Origin of the sequence: Nocardia sp. JCM 34519.1 (assembly GCF_020361265.1) — a bacterium.
Lineage (GTDB): Bacteria > Actinomycetota > Actinomycetes > Mycobacteriales > Mycobacteriaceae > Nocardia > Nocardia arthritidis_A.
The window spans coordinates 54,599-71,960 of sequence record NZ_JAIRBR010000027.1 but is presented as its reverse complement, the minus strand read 5'-3'; the positions used below and the strand labels follow the sequence as shown (position 1 = coordinate 71,960).

The window sequence follows — 17,362 nt, the reverse complement described above, 5'->3', positions numbered from 1 at the left end:
ATGAGCAATGCGGAACGCGGGTTCGATCCGGCAGATACGCCGGTGGCTTGGCGCGGGAAACCGACCAATCGTCGTCGTCGGCCATTGCAATGGTTGCGGAGCCAGGTGCCCCCGCCACTGGACTACGGATTCTTCGGGCCCGATTCGGTAGCTCGGCGGGTGTGGCTATATCCGACCGCCGCACTGTCCGGATTTTCTCGTGCCGTGGTGATCGAGCAACTCGATCCGTTCCTGGTGGCGGCCGTCGACCACACTCAGAAAATCTATCGAGATACTCCGGCGCGCTACAACCACACGATGGCCTATTTCAGCACCGTGATCTTCGGCGACAGCGTCACCGCGGTGAAATCCTCCGAGATGCTGGTGAAAATCCATGCCAAGCACGGCGTCGGCATCGAGCCGCTATCGGGCCTGCCCTACGACGCCAACAACCCCGACAGTCAACTGTGGATCCTGCTGACCGCATGGCACTCGATCCTCTACACCTACGAATTGTTGGGGCCGGGAAGGCTTTCCGAGGAAGATGAGCGGAGATACTGGGCGGAATGCGCGATCGCCGCGCAGCTGCAGACCTGCGATCCCGAGAAGGTGCCGCGCAGCCGCGAAGGGATTCGCGCCTATTTCGATGAGGTGCGACCACAGCTGTGTGCCAGCGAGGCCACGCAACGGGCGATGGCCCATTTGCTCGAACCCAGGCACATCTACCCGCCCTTGCCGCTTATCCTGCGGCCGACCGGCTGGCTGCTGAACAAGATCTGGCGCGCGGCCACCCTGTCCACTATCCCGCAGTGGCAGCGCGAACTGGCGGCGCAGGATCAATCCAGATTGGTCGACGCGCTCATCCGTCCAATTGCGAAGGGCGTCTACCGACTGCTATCGCTCAGTGATCGAGTGGCGTTGGCACTGGCTACCTGGGTCGCACCGTCGGCGGGTCCGATCCTGGCGCCCGTGCTGCGGCACGTCCCACCACAGCACGCCGAAGTAGTGACCCCGGCCGAAGCGTTCGCGCGGCACGGTGTGCCGACGCCCGCCGAGGTCCGCGCGGGTCTACAGGCGGGTGTCATACCGCACGTGACCATCGGCGACTGAGCCCGTTCTCCGCAACCGGCGCTGCGGCTCGAGTTTGGCCATGCCGCAAGGCTTTCCGGCCCGCGAGTGTGTCGGGGTGGTCTTATACGCTCAGGTCCCGTAGGCCGGTTCGATTTCGGCCTGCGTCGACAATCGGGAGAGATGGGCTATGAGCGACGTTCGCCGGCAGGTTACGGAATTGTTCTGCACCGCAGCCGAATTGCGCGGTCACACCGCGCAGGTGAGCGCCGATGGTGAGGTGACGGTGTCCGGCCCGACCGGGACCACGGTCTACTACCTGGAGAACTTGGTACGCAAAATCGCCGACGCGCCACCGCAGGATTGGGCGGCGCTGGTCGCCGACCACCTCGGTACCGTGCTGAGTCACCACGAGGTCGCCGATACCGAACCCTTGGAGGCGATGGAGTTCGCCGAGGTGCGGGCACTGGTGCGCACCCGGCTGTATTCCGACAGCACCCATGATCAAGTCGCGTGCGTCTGCCGACCATTGGCCCCCGGATTGACCCAGCGCGTGGTGCTCGACGGTGTACATACCATCTCGCCAGTGACCTATCAGCTGTTGGCGAGCTGGGATATCGATGAACGCGATCTGTTCGCGCTCGGTGAGCAGAACACGCGTACCGATGGGCCGCTGGAGGTCGAGCGAGCCGATTTCCCCGAGGACGCCCCGCCCTGGTTTCTGCTCAAAGGCAACGACTACACCAGCGCGCATGCGCTGTGGCTCGGCGACTATCCCGATGTCATCGGCAGTGCCGGTGCGCTATTCACCGTTCCCGCCGAACTCGGCATTTACGCCGCCCCGATCGACGATATCGACGTGCTGGAGGCCGGACAGATCCTCGCCTCGCTGGCGGAGTACCACTTCGCGAACGATCCCTGGCCGAGAAGTCCGCACCTGTATTGGTGGAATGACGGCCGTATCGAGCTGGCTATCCACGTCCAACCAACCAGCGAATCTCTCGAGCTGCAACCCACCGACGAGTTCCTGACCCTGCTGAACCAACTCGCCGTATAGGGGAGCCGCGGCGATTGTCACCACAACACGTTTCGACAGGCAGAACGAATGAAGCCCCGACCGTAACGTCTGGTCAGGGCTTCTTGTGGTGCGCCATCAGGGACTCGAACCCCGAACCCGCTGATTAAGAGTCAGCTGCTCTGCCAATTGAGCTAATGGCGCTTGTTCTGTTGTTGGCCGCCGGGGCGGTGGGCCGTGTTCCGGTGCGGGACAAACATTAACAGGTGGGGGGCTTAGAAGTGAAATCGGTTTCTGACCGGGGGTTTTGTGGCGGGTGGTGTGGGGGGTGGTGGTGGGAAACGGGCAAATCGGGCGGCGGTGGTGTTAGCGTCGGGGTGGGTTGGCTTGGTCCATCCGGGCCGTGTCGGGGTCGTGATCGGGTGGGTTCGGGTGCTCGAGCTGGCAGAATGCGGGTTGTGATCGGGATCGATGCGGTGGATCGGTCGGGTCCGGAGCCATCGGCGCGTTGGTGTGCGCCGAGACTTGAACAGGGGTTGGTATGCGCGGTGGTCGTGGTGGGTGGTCGATCCGGGGGGTTGTGGTCGCGCTGGTGGCGGCCGGGTTCGCGTTGACGGCGTGTTCGGTGCGGGAAGCGGCGAAAGACGTTGCGATAGAACGTAATCCGGTTATCGAAATGATCAAGCCGAAGATGATTTCGCTGGTCGAGGACGGGGCCAAGGGTGTTTCGCCGGGTGTACCGATGGTGTTCACGGTGCAGGACGGGATCTTCACGAATGTGAGTTTGGTCAATGCGCGGGGCGAGTCGGTGCCGGGCATGATCGCGCCGGACGGCCGATCATGGCGGAGCACCGGGGTACTCGACTATGGCGAGACCTATCGTCTGAAGGGCGACGCGATCGGGCTCGGCGGCGCGAACACCACGTCGGTGAGCTTCACCACCAGTTCGCCGCGCAATCAAACCAAGCCGTATCTGCTGCCGGGCGAGGGCGATGTGGTCGGCATCGGTCAGCCGGTGGCGGTGCGGTTCGACGAGAACATCCCCGACCGCGCCGCCGCCCAGGATGCGATCAGAATCACCACCGAGCCCGCGGTGGAGGGCGCGTTCTACTGGGTGAACAATCGCGAAGTGCGTTGGCGGCCGGAACATTTCTGGGCGCCGGGGACGAAGGTCACCATCGATGTGAACGTCTATGGGCGTGATCTCGGCGACGGACTGTACGGCCAGAACAACATTCACTCGGTCTTCACCATCGGCGACGCGATGATCTTCACCGCCGACGACGACACCAAACAGGTGACGGTGGAACGCAACGGCGAGCTGATCCGCACCATGCCGACCTCGATGGGCAAGAACAGCACACCCACCGATAACGGCATCTACATCGTCGGCGACCGCTTCGAGCGGATCATCATGGACTCGTCCACCTACGGCGTCCCGGTGAACTCGTCGGACGGATACAAGACGCCGGTCGATTTCGCGACCCGAATCTCCTACAGCGGCATCTTCTTCCACTCCGCGCCGTGGTCGGTGGGGCAGCAGGGTTCGGTGAACACCAGCCACGGCTGCCTGAACCTGAGCCCGGCGAATGCCAGGTGGGTCTACGAGAACGCCAAGCGCGGCGACATCACCATCGTGAAAAATACGGTGGGCGGCACACTTTCGGGCGTCGACGGACTCGGCGACTGGAATATTCCGTGGCCGCAATGGAAAGCGGGCAACGCCTGAGCCGGATTGCGCTTCCATCACAGTGGTTTCCGGGTCCTGTGCGCCGGACCGCACGGCCGCTACAGTGCAGGATGCACGTGCGCGGACGGGGGTCACTATGTCGAACGGGTTTCGTGTTCTGATTGCCTGGGTGATTACGCCGCCGTTGCTGGTGGGTGCGTACTGGCTGTTCTGGGCCGTCGTCGCACCGGGTTTCGGTCGGCAGAACGGCGTGGAAGCCTGGTGGTACAACGTCTTTCTGCACGGCAACGGGCTGTGGTGGTTCCTGGCCTACGTTTTCGCGGGGCTGGCCGTCTACTTCGGCTACGTCTACTACGAGGTCTGGTTCTTGACCGGGCTCTGCGTGCTGCTGATGATCGGAAGCCTCGGCGTGGCCGGGTATTTCCTGGTCAACCTGGACAAGAACGAGGGCCGCTTCTACACCGGCGCGACCACCTTCTACGTGCACGATCCCGAACACGTGCCGTCGGCGCTGCATCTGCTCGCCGACGGTGGCGCGAAGAACACCGACGGCTGCGCGATCAAGGGCCGTCACGACGTCTACGGTTGCCTGCGGCAGGGCGACTTGCCCAGTGCGGGTTGGGATCCGAGGATCGGTTCGCTGGACGGCGCGGGCGTTGCCCTCGCCCGCGCGACCGGTGACGTGCAGGCGGTGAGTCTGCGCACCGAGACCATCACCTATCTGAATGGCAAGGGCGACAACGGTTCCTGGAGCGGCGTACTCGACGGCAGCGGGATCAACGTCCCGCTCGGCGGGGTCGCCGAATGGTCCGGTCAGGGCAGCGCGACCCAGTGCACCTTCACCGGCGACTACGGCATCGATCGGGCCTTCGGCGGCTCCCGGCGCAACAGCCTGCCCAACCTGCTGAAGGAACGTTTCCCGCTGATCGCGTACAACATGGGCGATGTGTGGGGCTACTGCGACGGCAAGGAGCCGATCGTTGTCATCCCGGTGACCACGCCGATACCGTGGACCCACCGCACCGTCGACGCGCCGGCGGGCGTGATCACCGTGCGCGGCGACCACGGGCGGGTGCGGCTCGACTACCTGCGTGATGTCGCCCCTGGCACGCTGCCCGGACCGGTCTATCCGAAATCGCTTGCGGCCCACCAGCGCACGGAGTCGAAATGGGCAGCGGGCCGGGAGTACATGAACCGCAACCACTTCGGCTTCGATCCGGCGCATTCCGGCGCGCAGAGCGGCAATGTCTCCGAATATCTGCTGCGGGACAAGTCGACCGGGCGATTACAGTGGGTGACGCCGATGACATTGCGCGGCAGCACATCCGAGCTGTTCGTTGCCTATGCGATCATCCCGGCCGACGAGGTGCACCGCGGTTCGCTGAACGCGCAATCGGTGTACGCGCTCGACGACAGCGATCCGCGCCGCATCAATATCGACAACCTGGATGCCGACGCCCGCTCGTGGTTGGCCGCCAACGCGGGCACGGTGATGTCGAACGGCGGGAAACTGGTGGAGTTCACCCCGATCGATGGCGACACCTGGCGCGGCTTCGTGGAATTCAACGGGCGGGTCGCCTACCGGATCGATATCGCGGCGAGCCGCAAGACTCCGGTGCAGTTGGTGCGGCTCGACGACACCGGAGGCGGCGGCCAGCCCGCACCATCCGGTCCGCCCAACGCCGACTGCGGCAAGGCGCTCGCATCCCTCACTCCGGCCCAATTGGCCCAGTGCGCCAAGGTTTTCGTCGACGAACTGGCCAATCGGCAGCCCGCACCACGCTGATCAACGGGGCTGCGTCGCGAGGGAACGCTCCAGCGCGGTAATGAAATACGGGAATTGGGTGGCGAAGCGCCGCAGGTCGCGATCCTTGTCGAAGCCGCCGAACCAGTACAGTCCTGCGGCCATCGGCAGGTCGCGAAAGCCGCGGATCCAGTTGTCCGCACGGCCGGTGACGACCATGCCGCCCGGCGCCGTGGCGTGGCGGAATGATCAGGGGGAGTTCTGGACCGTCGAGGCGCACGACTACGAGGAGTAGCCGTAGCCAGTCTCGCTAACCGTGCGGGTGGTTTCGGGGGTCGTGTCCGTTGTTGTTGTGCCCGTGGTGATTCGGGGCATAGCCATGGTGATTGTGCTTCGGCGGGTGCGGATGATGGGGTGGGGCCGACGGGTGGTGTGGTCGGCCGGGACGGTGCGGTGGCGGGGTGTGGCCACCAGGACCTGCGGGCGGGGGAGCGGGGTGATGCGGGGGTGCCGGTATTTGGGGTACCGGCACCGGTGGGAAGATCGGGGGCGGTGGGACATTGGGCATGGTCGGTGTGGTCGGGGCGGGCAGCGGCAGGATGGGCTTCGCGGGCATTACATAGCCGCTGAGCCGGGACCGGTAGTGCTGCAATGCCGTATCCGCCTCGTCGCGCGAATTCGCCTCTGTGACAGCTCGATACGCCTCGAGTAGGCCCGCACCATTGCCGTGCTGCTGTACGACAGGGCGTTCCAACTCGTGCACCACCCGTTCACCGGCGATCGGACGGACGAGTATGTGCGTGTAGCGCACCTTCGCGCCCGGTTCCGACAGTGCCGCACGCAATTCGGGGTCGTTGTCGAGTGCGTCGCGCAGCAGGTCGTCGTGTTCGTGCGGTGGCACGGTAGCGGTGTGCCGCACGGTCACCACCTCGACGACCGGATGGCCGTCCGCCATATGCAATCCGACTCCGGTGTTGTGCACGGTGGCGTCCTTGGAATGCAGGTATGCCGCAGCTTCGGCGACGCGCAGCCGTCCGGCTATCTCGCGCAGCCGCTCTTTGGACGCCCGCACCTGCTCGTCGACCTCGGCCCGTTCGACGCTGTGGCGGCCCAGTTTGTCGAGCGCACGCACCAATTTCTTGTGCTGCCGGTAGATCCGGTCGCGCTCGGCTTGCAGGTCGCGCACCCGGTCCCAATCCCGGGTGTGCGCGGAGACGGCGTGCGGTTCGCCGACCACCCGCGGCGCGTCCTCGCCGATCAGGTCGACCGTGAAACCCGGTGGTTGCGGCGGTTCGGCCGGGTCGATGGGCGGCGGCGTCCCGGCATCCGGCTCACCGGGGTCGTCGTGTCGCACAGTAGGCGAGGTGAGGTCGGCGACGTGCATGCGGTATTCGGGACCGGAATCGACTCGTACGCGCAGATATTCGATCCGCGCGCCCGGCTCGCGCAGCGCGTCGACCACCTGCCGATGTGCCAGCGCCGCCGCGAGGTGCGCCGCGCGACCGGGTTCGTCCGCGTCGTGGTACTCACCCTCGGTCAACCGGTCGACGACGAGGACCCGTGGCGGTTCGCCCGCGGTGCGGACGACACCGACATGTTCGGTAACCATCTGTCCGCCAAGCGATTCCACGTGATCGCGACCAGCCCGTGCCGTCATCGCATCGGTGAGCCCGCCGAGCGCGGGCCGGACCTGCTCGTGATCCATCCGGTGATATTCGACCGCGGCTTCGGCCAGCTCGTGTAGCTGGTCGGCGGTGAAATGGCCGGAATCGCGCAATTCCTCGAACAGGCCCGGCATCCGCCGCGGTTGCAGGTAACGCTCCGGATCGTCGAGCAGTCCGCGCAGCGCCCGATGGTTCTCCAGCCAATGCCGTGCGGCGTTGTTGTTCTCGAACAGCCCGCGCAACAAGGCATCTCGCTGGTCGCGGACGGCGCGCAGCGGTGCCATCACCGCCTCGCGCTGTGCATCGAGATCGGCGAGATCGGCGCGGGCATGGTCGGATACGTCGACGGGATCGTGGATCAGCACGTACTGCGGCCCGTCGCCGACCGGCTCGATGGTGAAGCCGAGTTCCTCCGGTGCGACCGGCCCCGACGGATCGTCAGGTCCGAGCGTCGGAGCGTCCGAACCGCCAACCGGGCGTGGCGGTTCGGCGACATCCGCCTCGGTCAATTGTGCGATCGCGTATTTGATGCCCTTGCGCCAGCCGGTGAGCGGCGGACGGTCGGAGTCCCAGTCGGCGCCGTGCACGCGGCGGGTGTAGGCGTTGGCGTCGCGCCAGGTCTTATCCGGATTCTTGGCGAGATAATTCGATTCGCCGAGCGCGTCGCGCAGCAGGATCAGGTCCTGCGGCAGGATTGGCGCCGGGTTCTCGTCCACCAGATGTTCCGGCAGGCTCTCCCACGGATTCCCGTCGAGCCGAATCCACGCCTCCGCGACATCGGCGACGTCGTCGAAGGGCCGCCGCACCCGCGCGCCGGTGATGCGGTCGACGGTCCAGAATCCGGCCCCGTCCGGACCACCGCGCATCAGATGATTCTTGATCTGCAGCAGTTGCTCGCGAGTCAGGTCGAATCCGAATATCGAACGGAAGGTGGTGCCATCCGGCAGGCGGTATTCGTTGACGTTGCGCAGGATCCGGTCCAGCTCCGAATCATTCGCTCGATATCCGTCGAGGACCTCGGTTGTCCACTCCTGCACCCGATTCCACGCGGCGACCTGCTCGGACCACGGAATCCGCTTGCGTGACAGCAGGATGCCCGGGTTGTTGTCCGGAATCTCCTGGCGATCCCGCCAGCCGAGGGCCTCGCGCCCGTCATGCTCCAAAAACAGTGGCTGATAGTTCTTTTCGGGCTTGCCGAACCATTCGAACTCCCGGACTCTGCGCACGAAGCGGATGTGCTCGGTCCACGGATGGTCCAGCACCCGAATCGGCTTGGTACGCAACTTGTCCGGTACGTCGTCGCCGTGGAAGCCGATCGGGACCTCGGTGGTGGAACGCAGCTTGCCGATCCATTCGGTGTGGCTGAGCACGAAATCGCCGAACCGGGGGTGCCGCTGGAACCAGGCCCGCATCTTCGGCCTCGACTTGTCGGCGATCAGCACCCACCGCATGGGCGGGTAGGCCGCATCGGCCAACGGGAGCGGTTCCGCCACATGCTCTTCCGGGCCGGGCACGCCCTGCTTGAGCCAGTTCTCGATGGCGCCGTCGAAGGTGAGGCCCTTCGCCTGCTCCTCGGTCAATTCCGGCCAGTGGCCGGTGGTTAGTCCGAGAATCGCGTCCTCGATGGAGGTTTGGAACGGATCGACGCCCAATTGGCTGCTGGTGCCGTCGGGCGGATCCTTGACGGTGTGCCCGGTCGGCTTGAAATCGGCCTTCCTGGCCTCGGCGCGCCGCGGACCGTGCTCCCGCGCGTCATGCCAGTTGCCATCCACGTCGCGCCATGAGGTGAGCGTCATCGGGTCGCGATCGACCCACACGCGGCCGTCGCGTTCGATGATGGATTCGGGCAGGTGCACCCGCCGGATCGCGGGTCCGCCAAGGTGTTCCATGCGCAGGCCGCGATCGACCGGATCGATGCTGACGTGGTGATATTCGATGACGGTGTCCGGGCGGCCGAGCAGCAGCGCGAGGTCGCGGCTGCGGGTCAGCGCCTCGTGCAGCGCCCGATCATGGTCGGCCAGTGGATGATCCGGATCCGGACGCGAGCCGACGACGATCACCCGCGCCGGTTCGCCCTCCGCGACACCGACCCGGTCGGTGATCCGCCAGCTCGTGTGTTCGGCGAGCGCGTCGTTCCAGGCGCCGTCGAATCCGTCGAGCCGGTCGTTCGCGCGGCCCGCCATGGTATCGGCCCGGCGCACCAGCTCCTCGAGTCCGTCGATCGCCGCGGCCCGCCGCACCGGATCCGGCTCGCCGGTGTGCGCGAGTTCCGCCAGCGCGACACGATACTGCTCGAGCCGGGCGGCCGCGGCGTCGCGCTGCCGGACCGACTCCTCGTATTCGGCGATCAGCGCGCGGCGCTGCTCCGTGAGCGCCTGGCGCCGCTGCAGCATTTCGTCGCGGATATCCCGCAGCCGTTCGGCATTGGTGATGTTGTCGGTGGTGCGTTGCCGCGCGGCGAGTTCGGCGCGGCGAGCCCGCACCCGGACCCTGCGCGGCGCCTCGTCGGATAGGTCGGCCTCGCGCGCGCTGATCCGCGCGATCTGATCGCCGATTCGTGCGATTTCCTCGCTCGGCGTCGCCGATCGCGCGAGTCTTTCGAGTTCGATTGCGGCGGCATCCATTTGGGCGCGCAGGTCGGCGACGCCCTCGGCGTGGGTCACCGGGTCGGCTTCGGTGGCGCGCAACAGGTCGAGCGCGGTCTGCAACTGCTTGTGCTGCCGAGCGGCCTCGGCGCGCTGCTGCGCGAGATCTTCGCGCCGGACCCTGGCCTCGGCATCGCGTTCGACGGCGGCGGCATGCACGGCGCCCGCATGCTCCAATTCGACTATGCGGGCGTGCACCTCGACGATCCGGTCGGCGAGATCGTTCACCTCGTTGCTCGAACGGGCAAGTGCCGCAAGCGCTTCCTCGGAATGCCGGAGTGGTCCCGGCAGGAATTGGTCCGGCTCGTCCATACCGCCGCGCAGCATGATCTGCGTGGTTTCCTCGCCGAGGCGTTCCAGGGTGGTTTCCAGGTGCTCGCCGAGCTCGCCGTCGGGATCCCGGATTTCGAAACGCATGGCGAAGTCGTCGCGTTTCGCCTTCGCAGCCGCCCACTTCTTGACCAGATCCGCGTGCTCGGCGTCCGCGTCGCGCAGTTGCGCGTCGATATCGCCGGTCAGATCCGGATGCGCCGGAGCCGGCGGCGCCACTCGTTCCTCGACGGGTGGATCGATATGGGTGACTCGGCCGTGCTCGTCGACCACCACCCGTTTGCCGTCCGGCGGCGGATTCTCCCTGGCCGCGACCTCGGCCGCGGCCAGCCTGCGCTGCTCCTCGACATTGTGCGCGGTGTGGTATTCCTCGAATTCCCTGCGGATTTCGCGGATCAGCGGTGCGCGTTCGGTGGCGGCCCGCAGTGCGTCGCCCAATTCCGCGTGTCCGGCGACGCCGCGGTTTCTGGTTGCCTCTTCCCTTGCGCGCCTCAGCATTTCGCCACCGGCCCGCTCGGCGGCCCCCGGGATCGCCTGTCGCTGTCTGATCTCGTGCACCCGGTCCGCCAGCCCCGGCGTGACGCCGTCGGGCGAGCCGAAGATGGCGTGCTCCAGCTCTCTCGGCGTCATCGCGGCGGCGTCCCCGATACCGAGTTCGGTTGCCAGCTCGACGATCCGATCGTGGATGCGGGCACTGCGTTGCGCGGCGGCCGCGATGCCCCTGCCCATTTCGCGCAACCGCGCCTCGTGCTCGGTGAGCGGTTCGGGGTCGCGGACCACGCGATCGGTCTGCCAGATCCGGCCTCGATCGTCGACGTGCACAACACATTCGTCGATGTGGTAGCCGTCTCGGGCCCAGGCGAGATAGCGGTCCGTCGAATGGTCGGCGCCGACGGTGAAGTGCACGAGCCGCGGCGGGTCGCCGTCCATCCTGCGGGTGAGCGCGCCCGCGGGCCTGCCACCGGCCTCCCGGGTAAGGTGCTGCGCCGCAGCGGTTCCCGCCGATCGGCGGACCGCATCCTCGTGTGCGAGCGCATCGTGGAAGGCGCTCAGGCGCTCCAGAACCAGCGGGGCGCGCTTCATCGCATTGCGGGTCAGGTGGTCGAGCGCCATCCGCTCGGACCAATAGCGGCGCAAACCCATGCGCGCCTTCAGCTCCTTGGCGTATTTGCGCATGGCGAGCGAGCGATCGCGCAACTCGTCGACTCGATCGATGAGTTTGCGTTCCAGGGCATGGGTGCTCTGGGCCGGATCCAGATCCTGGTGGAGGCCGCGCAGCAGAGCGGTGAGGTCTTCGTAGGCGCGGGCCGTGGCCGTGGTCGCCTCGGCGATGCGCTCACCCCATTCCGGCATATTGCCGACATGCCGTGGTGGAGTTGGGGTTTCCTCGGCGAAGCCGTCGGGTATGGATTCCGTGGTGTCCGGGTAGGGCTGTTCGGATGTGGAGTTCGGTTCGGGCGCGGGACGTTCCGAGGCTGTGTGTTCGGCGCCGGTCCCGGCCTTGTTTGCCGTTTCCGGCTGAGCGGTTTCCGCCTCGGACGGTTCCGGCCCGGTACCCTCCTGTGCGCCCTTTTCTGTTGCCGCGAAAAGTTTTTCGAGGTCCGCGCGGGTGTCCGTGACGGCGTCGGACTCGCGCTGGTCGAGCTGGCCGCCCTCCAGTTCGGTGAACCGGCGGGCGGTTTCGAGTTGGTCGCGTAGGTCGGCGATGGCGCGGCGGATTTCGGCGGGCGACATGGTGTGCGGCCCCGGGAGATCCGCTGGGTCGCCGCCGGTGGCGTGCCAGAGGTCGGCGAGATCCCGATAGGTGTCGCCGACGGTATCGCCTTCGCGCACATCCAGCTGGCGGCCTTCCAAATCGGTGAATTGACTACCGGTTTCGAGTTGGTCGCGTAGGTCGGCGATGGCGCGGCGGATTTCCGCGGGCGACATGGTGGCTCGGCCCGGCAGATCGGCCGGGTCGCCGCCGGTGGCGTGCCATAGGTCGGCGAGATCGTCGTAGATATCGCGTTCCGCCGCGCCATTGTGCGGAACCTCTTGTGCGCCTTCGTGTTCGGTGGTCGGTTGGTCGGTTTCGTGCTCCTGCGGGGCGGGCTGTCGGTCGGACACGCCTGGTTCGGGCTGAGGCCGAATCGACGGTTCGTCGGTGCTGGTTTCGCTCCCCGTCCGAGTCGGTGCCTCGTCGGGTGTGCGCTGAGGCTGCTCCTCGGGCGCACCGGCCTCGCGTTCGGGCTCGTTGGGCGTGCCCGGCTCGACAAACGGCTCATGCGGTTTACCGGCTTCAATAATGTGAGGCGCGTGGTACACCTCGGGCGCAACCGGTTCCATGGGCAGCGGGGTGCCGTCGGGCTGGCCCTCATAGCGGAATTCGATATCGTGGAAGCCCGCGTTTCGCAGGTTGCGAAGGACGAGTTCCCGCTCGGTGGCCGGTGCGTGGGCGGTGCTTCCGGTTTCGATGCGTAGCGTGCCGCCGGGGGCGAGCACCCGGAAGATCTCCCGCGCCGCGGTCGACGGAACCTCCAGCAGTGACTTGATATCGACGCGTTCGAAGAAGACCTCGCTGATCGATCCATCCGGAATCGCCGACAGGTCACGGACATCCGCGATCAGGTCGGGCCGGGTGGAATCGGCACGGTTGACGAAGATCTCGCCCGGTCCGGCGGGCCGGTATTCGTGTCCACCGCCGATCACCAGTCGGGCACCGTTGGGTCCGGCCGCGGCCAGCAGTGCCGGGAGGTCATCGGTGGGGGTGGTGCGCCAAGACGGATCGTGCGTAGTCGGCCGCGGTGTCTGCCCGACCGGATCGACCTCGGCGATCCACACATGGCCGTTCCGGTCGATCGCGATCCCGATGTGCTCGGAGTGCCCCTCGGGTGTGGACATGGTCATGACGGCCCGACCGGCCCCGGCAATGTGTTCGAACCTGAACTGGTCGCGGTCGACACCGCGGTCCCGTGCGATTTCCGCGCCGACGGCGGTCACCGCATCGGTCATACCCCAGCCGCGGCGGTCGGCTCGCTGCTGTTCGATCCGGTCGATGGTCTCGACCAGATGCTCTGCCGCCCTTGGCATTGCGCCCTGAGCGCGCAATGCGTGCGCGATGTCGGCGGGGCCGAGTCGATGGGTGTCCGCCAATCCGAGTCCGGCCGCGCGCTGCCGGATCGATTCGAGATAGCTTCGCGGATAACCGATCTCACGCACGGCAGCGGCGACCCTGGCCCGCACCTCGGGCGCGGTCGGCCGGTGTCCGTGCCAGGGCTCACCGAGTGTCCATCGCGGCGGAAGGTGCGGCGACGGCGCACCGAGCGGCGGCGGCCGGTCCGGATCGTACGGGGCGCCGAAGTGCTTCTCCTCGGGATTCGACCGGCTCGATTCGACTGGTCGTTCGCCGCCCGGCAGATCGACGCGTCCGCCGTTGAGATCGAGTGCGATCACGTAGTAGGCCGCAACGTGTTCCGGAGTCGTCTCGGGCAACCTGCCCTCGGTGCCGTTGGCCGGATCGTGCTGCCAGACCTCCTCGCCTGCCCGGGTGACGACGTATGCGTGCCCGAGCCCACCCGGGGCGTGATACACCTCGCCGACCAGCACGACGATATTCGGATCGCCGACCGTGGTGAGCGCGGCGCGCAGATCCCGCAGAGTCCGGAAAACTGTTGGTCCGCTGGCCTTTTCGCCGAGATCGGACAGCGTGTATCCCTTGGGCCCAGGAGCCTCGGGCGGCACGGTGAGCACATCTTCGCCGATGACCGTGTTGATGAACCGGGCGGCCCTCGGCAGGCAGTCCGGGGGTGTCGCGGTCGGGTCGCCGGGTTCGGTGACCGGTGCGCGGTCGGCGAAGGTTTGGCCGAAAACATCGGCGTAGCGGTTCAATTCGGCGTCGACGCGGCGATGTTCGGCCAGCGCGTCGCGCAGTTCGGCGAGCTGTGCGGCCCGATCCGGATGCTCGGCCGCCAGATCCGCCAGCCGCTGCTCGGTGAAGTGCTGCGGTGCACCGGTTCCCGGTGGTATGCCGATATCGCCCGCGAGCTCCCGAATGCGTTCGGTGAGTGCGCGGCGTTGCCCGGCCAGAACGGCGTGACCGTCGGCGACCGCGTCGAGCCAGCTCAATTCCTGCTGCGCCCGAGCGCGTTCCGGCGAACCGTCGGGCAGCGTCGCGGTCTCGCGCAGTGCGGCGAGACGTTGCCGGACCACCTCCGGCAACAGCGAATGATCGAGCCGGTCCTCGGTCGAGAAGACCATGGCGACCGTGGCCTCTGGGTGCTCGGTGATCCCACCGGGGAACTCCAGCCACCGCCCGCTCTCCGGGTCGTACATGCCGATCCGGCCGTCCGCGCCGACCACGAGGTCGTAACGCCGAGCGCCGTGCGGGTTGCCGTCGACAACCACCGCTACCGTGCCCGGTCCGCGCGCGGAGATCTCATCGGCGAGTTGCCGATGACTGTCGTACGGATGGAATTCGGCGTTGTGCCCGAGCTCGAGCTCGTCCGGTGTCAGACCGGCGGCGGGGATCTCGGTGCCGGGGTCGACCCGTGTCGACTCGGAAGGCGGTGTGTCGCGGTGGTTTTCGGCGCTGTTCGGGTCGGCGGCGGTGCGCCCGGCGTTCGTGTGGTCTCCGGAATGATCTGCGATGCCGGGTACGGTTTCCTGCCTTGCCGGGGAACCGGCGTCGCCCGCGATCGGACGAGCGGAGCTCGGGCGAGTACTGGTCTGTTCCGCGTCGGCTCGACCGGCGGTCGGTGCGGCTGCCCGGCCCGATGTCTGACGAGCGTCGACCGGTGTGGTCGGAGTCGCGCGGGTGTCGGTCGACCGAGCCGTCGGTTGACCCGCCTCGCCTGGGCGTGTGCCCTTCGCCGTCTCGGCCGAGCGCGCGGCGTCCTCGGGGGACAGGACCGTGCGGGAATTCGGCTGTACCGCTGGTCGTTCGGCGGCAGGTCGAGCCTCACCCGGGGTTCCGGTGTCGACGCGTCCACTGTTCGTCGGTGCTGCGGGACGATCGTTCGCCGGAGGCGCGGTGTCGACGCGCCCGCCGTTCACCGGGGTCGCGGGCCCGTCGGTAGGCGTCGCCGCGCCCTGCTCCGATGCCGCGGTGTCGTTCTCGGGTTGCACGGGATGGCTGGCCACCGTCGTGCCATTTTCTATTGCCGCGGTGCCGTTTTCGGGTTGCGCGAAATGGCTGGCCGCCACCGTCGTGCCGTTTTCTGTTGCCGCGGTGCCGTTTTCGGGTTGCGCGAAATGGCTGGCCGCCGCTGTCGTGCCGTTTTCTGTTGCCGCGGTGCCATCGTCGGGTTGGACAGGGTGGTTGTCCGCCGCCGCGCTGTTCTCGGTCAGCGCGCCGGTCGGCTGTGCCGTCTCGGCCTGGACGCCCGGCGGGGTCGCCGTATGTTCGGCCTGCACGGGAGTGATCGGCGCACCGGCGTCGCCAGCTACTCCCGCTCGGGATTGCCCCGTCGAATATTGGTCTCCAGCAGATTGTTCGGGAGTGTCGGCGGGTCGGCCGTTCTCCGACCCCGCCGCGTCACCCGCGCGCCCCGGACCGGAACTAGTTGCCGAATCCGGCTGCACTGTGCCAGCTTTGGTATCGCCGGGCGAATCCACCCGCTGGGTGCCCTGTACCGGACGAGCACCAGAGTCCGACTGGGGTGTCCCAGGTTTCGAATCGACGCCACGGGCATTGTTACCCGCGTCGGATGCGCCGGGGGCGGGCCGCGCCTCACCGCCAGGGGCCGAATTGCCCTGTGGCGCAGCCTGACCCGATCCGGCAGTATCGCCGGTGGAATGTCCGGCACCGGGATCGTTGACGACCGGCGGCGGGGCACCTGAATCGCCGTGCGCCAGTGGTTCAGCACTCGCCGGATGCGCCGCCGGGGGCCCGGACGCATGCTGCCCGTTGACGGAACTCGCGTGCTGGCCATTGGGACTCGACTGCTCACCATTCGCACCGGTCGGCGCACCCGCGTGCTGGCCGTTCGCCTCCGGCATTGTCCCTGTTGCCGATCCGCGATTGCCGGTGCCCTCCGGCACGGTGCCCGGATGCCCATTGGTCACGCCCGTATCGCGCACCGGCGATGTCGCACCGTCGAATCCGGCGGGCACCCGCGCCTCGGGTGTACCGCGAAACCTGTTGACCAGCCCGTGGTTTCCGAGCCCGACCGCACCGCCCGCGACGCCGCCGACCAGCATGTGCGCGTCGAGCGGCCCCCATTTGTTGATATCGAATTCGCCCTTGACCAGATTCGGTGCGGCATATCCGGCCAGCGCGCCGGACAACCCGGCCGCTCCGGTGCCGACCAGGGTCTTCACCAGATTCGGTGTGCCCTTGAATATTCCGGTCTTGAAGATCGCGGTCTTGAATATGTCGTTCGACAGGCCGTGGCCCCATTGGCCGCCGATGGCGCCCGCCGCGCCCGCGACTGCCATCGAACCGGATTCACCCCAGTCGATGCCGCCGTGCATCTTTCCGTCGGCGCCCATCCTGCGGTGGCCCTGGAGGTCGAGCAGTTCCTGCATCAGCGCGTCCTGCGCACCGCCGATCAGCGCCGACTTGCCGACGTGCAGCAGCATGAATTTGGTGAGCGCCTTCCAGCCTGCCTTGGTGGTGAGGCTCAGAATGGCCTTTTTCAGCCGGTTGGCGACGATCCGGATGAATCCTCTGGTCACCGCGACCGCGGCGGCCTCCTCGGCGGGTGCGGTCGGCGGGAAGATCCAGGCTGCGGCCATCTCGGCCGCCAGGATGATCAGTGAGGTGATCATCATGCCCTGTGCGTATTCGAGTTCGGAGCCCAGGTTTTCGGCGGCGTCGCCGATCGAGTCGAGGATTTCGGCGAGCATCGGGATGGTCAGCGTGTCGGCTTTGCCATCCCGTGGGGGTTCGGCCATGAGCGCGTCGAACAGTTTCCCCATCGCCTCGCCGCCCTGGCCGGACGGATAGCTGGCCAGCGTGGCCGACTTGGCCGCGCCGACATCCGACAACAGGGCGCGCACTTCGTTGGCGGCCGCCCGCCAGTCGTCGGCGACCCCGAACATGCCGGAATGGCTGCCCTCCGGCCAGTCCGCGCCGGCGACCCAGCCGAGCACGTTCAGGATTTCGTAACCCACATCACCCATGGCAGTAACGCTTTCGCCGATCAGGTGCCGTGTCGTCGCCGGTGCGCCGGGGGAGAGTAGACCATCCAGCCCACGGTGAGCCGTTCAGCGGTCAACCGCGACAGCGGATATCCGGTGGTGTCGAGC

General features: G+C 67.1%; 6 protein-coding genes and 1 tRNA gene. 4 read left to right on the top strand and 3 right to left on the bottom strand.

Features of this window, described 5'->3' with window-relative positions:
- Positions 1–105: 105 nt before the first annotated feature.
- Both LGY53_RS39000 and LGY53_RS38995 read left to right on the top strand, forming a co-directional pair.
- Positions 106–1,089 carry an oxygenase MpaB family protein gene (locus LGY53_RS39000; protein WP_225731705.1) on the top strand — a complete coding sequence of 328 codons (984 nt, stop codon included), beginning with the start codon at positions 106–108 and terminating at the stop codon, positions 1,087–1,089.
- 148 nt (positions 1,090–1,237) lie between these two features.
- A complete protein-coding gene (locus LGY53_RS38995) occupies positions 1,238–2,104 on the top strand; it encodes a hypothetical protein (protein ID WP_225731704.1) in 867 nt (288 codons plus the stop codon).
- Positions 2,105–2,190: 86 nt separating this feature from the next.
- Here LGY53_RS38995 and LGY53_RS38990 read toward each other — a convergent pair.
- A tRNA-Lys gene (locus LGY53_RS38990) sits at positions 2,191–2,266 on the bottom strand.
- Positions 2,267–2,603: 337 nt separating this feature from the next.
- Between LGY53_RS38990 and LGY53_RS38985 the strand changes: the two genes are divergently transcribed.
- Both LGY53_RS38985 and LGY53_RS38980 read left to right on the top strand, forming a co-directional pair.
- Positions 2,604–3,791, top strand: coding sequence for an Ig-like domain-containing protein (locus LGY53_RS38985; protein WP_225731703.1), 1,188 nt, complete (start codon positions 2,604–2,606; stop codon positions 3,789–3,791).
- A 130-nt stretch (positions 3,792–3,921) separates the two neighbouring features.
- Entirely contained in the window at positions 3,922–5,538 is a 1,617-nt protein-coding gene (locus tag LGY53_RS38980; RefSeq protein ID WP_225731702.1) for a hypothetical protein, read from the top strand.
- Here LGY53_RS38980 and LGY53_RS38975 read toward each other — a convergent pair whose 3' ends face one another.
- Positions 5,539–5,715: a hypothetical protein gene (locus tag LGY53_RS38975; protein WP_225731701.1), complete on the bottom strand. Its 177-nt coding sequence runs from the start codon at positions 5,713–5,715 to the stop codon at positions 5,539–5,541.
- Positions 5,716–5,806: 91 nt separating this feature from the next.
- Positions 5,807–17,236: a hypothetical protein gene (locus tag LGY53_RS38970; RefSeq protein ID WP_225731700.1), complete on the bottom strand. Its 11,430-nt coding sequence runs from the start codon at positions 17,234–17,236 to the stop codon at positions 5,807–5,809.
- Between the last annotated feature and the right edge of the window lie 126 nt (positions 17,237–17,362).

What these genes read in the sequence shown, in the direction of transcription:
- LGY53_RS38970 (WP_225731700.1), bottom strand. Translation starts at nt 17,236, where the DNA reads ATGGGTGATGTGGGTTACGAAATCCTGAACGTGCTCGGCTGGGTCGCC.
- LGY53_RS38995 (WP_225731704.1), top strand. Translation starts at nt 1,238, where the DNA reads ATGAGCGACGTTCGCCGGCAGGTTACGGAATTGTTCTGCACCGCAGCC.
- LGY53_RS38975 (WP_225731701.1), bottom strand. Translation starts at nt 5,715, where the DNA reads ATGGTCGTCACCGGCCGTGCGGACAACTGGATCCGCGGCTTTCGCGAC.
- LGY53_RS38985 (WP_225731703.1), top strand. Translation starts at nt 2,604, where the DNA reads ATGCGCGGTGGTCGTGGTGGGTGGTCGATCCGGGGGGTTGTGGTCGCG.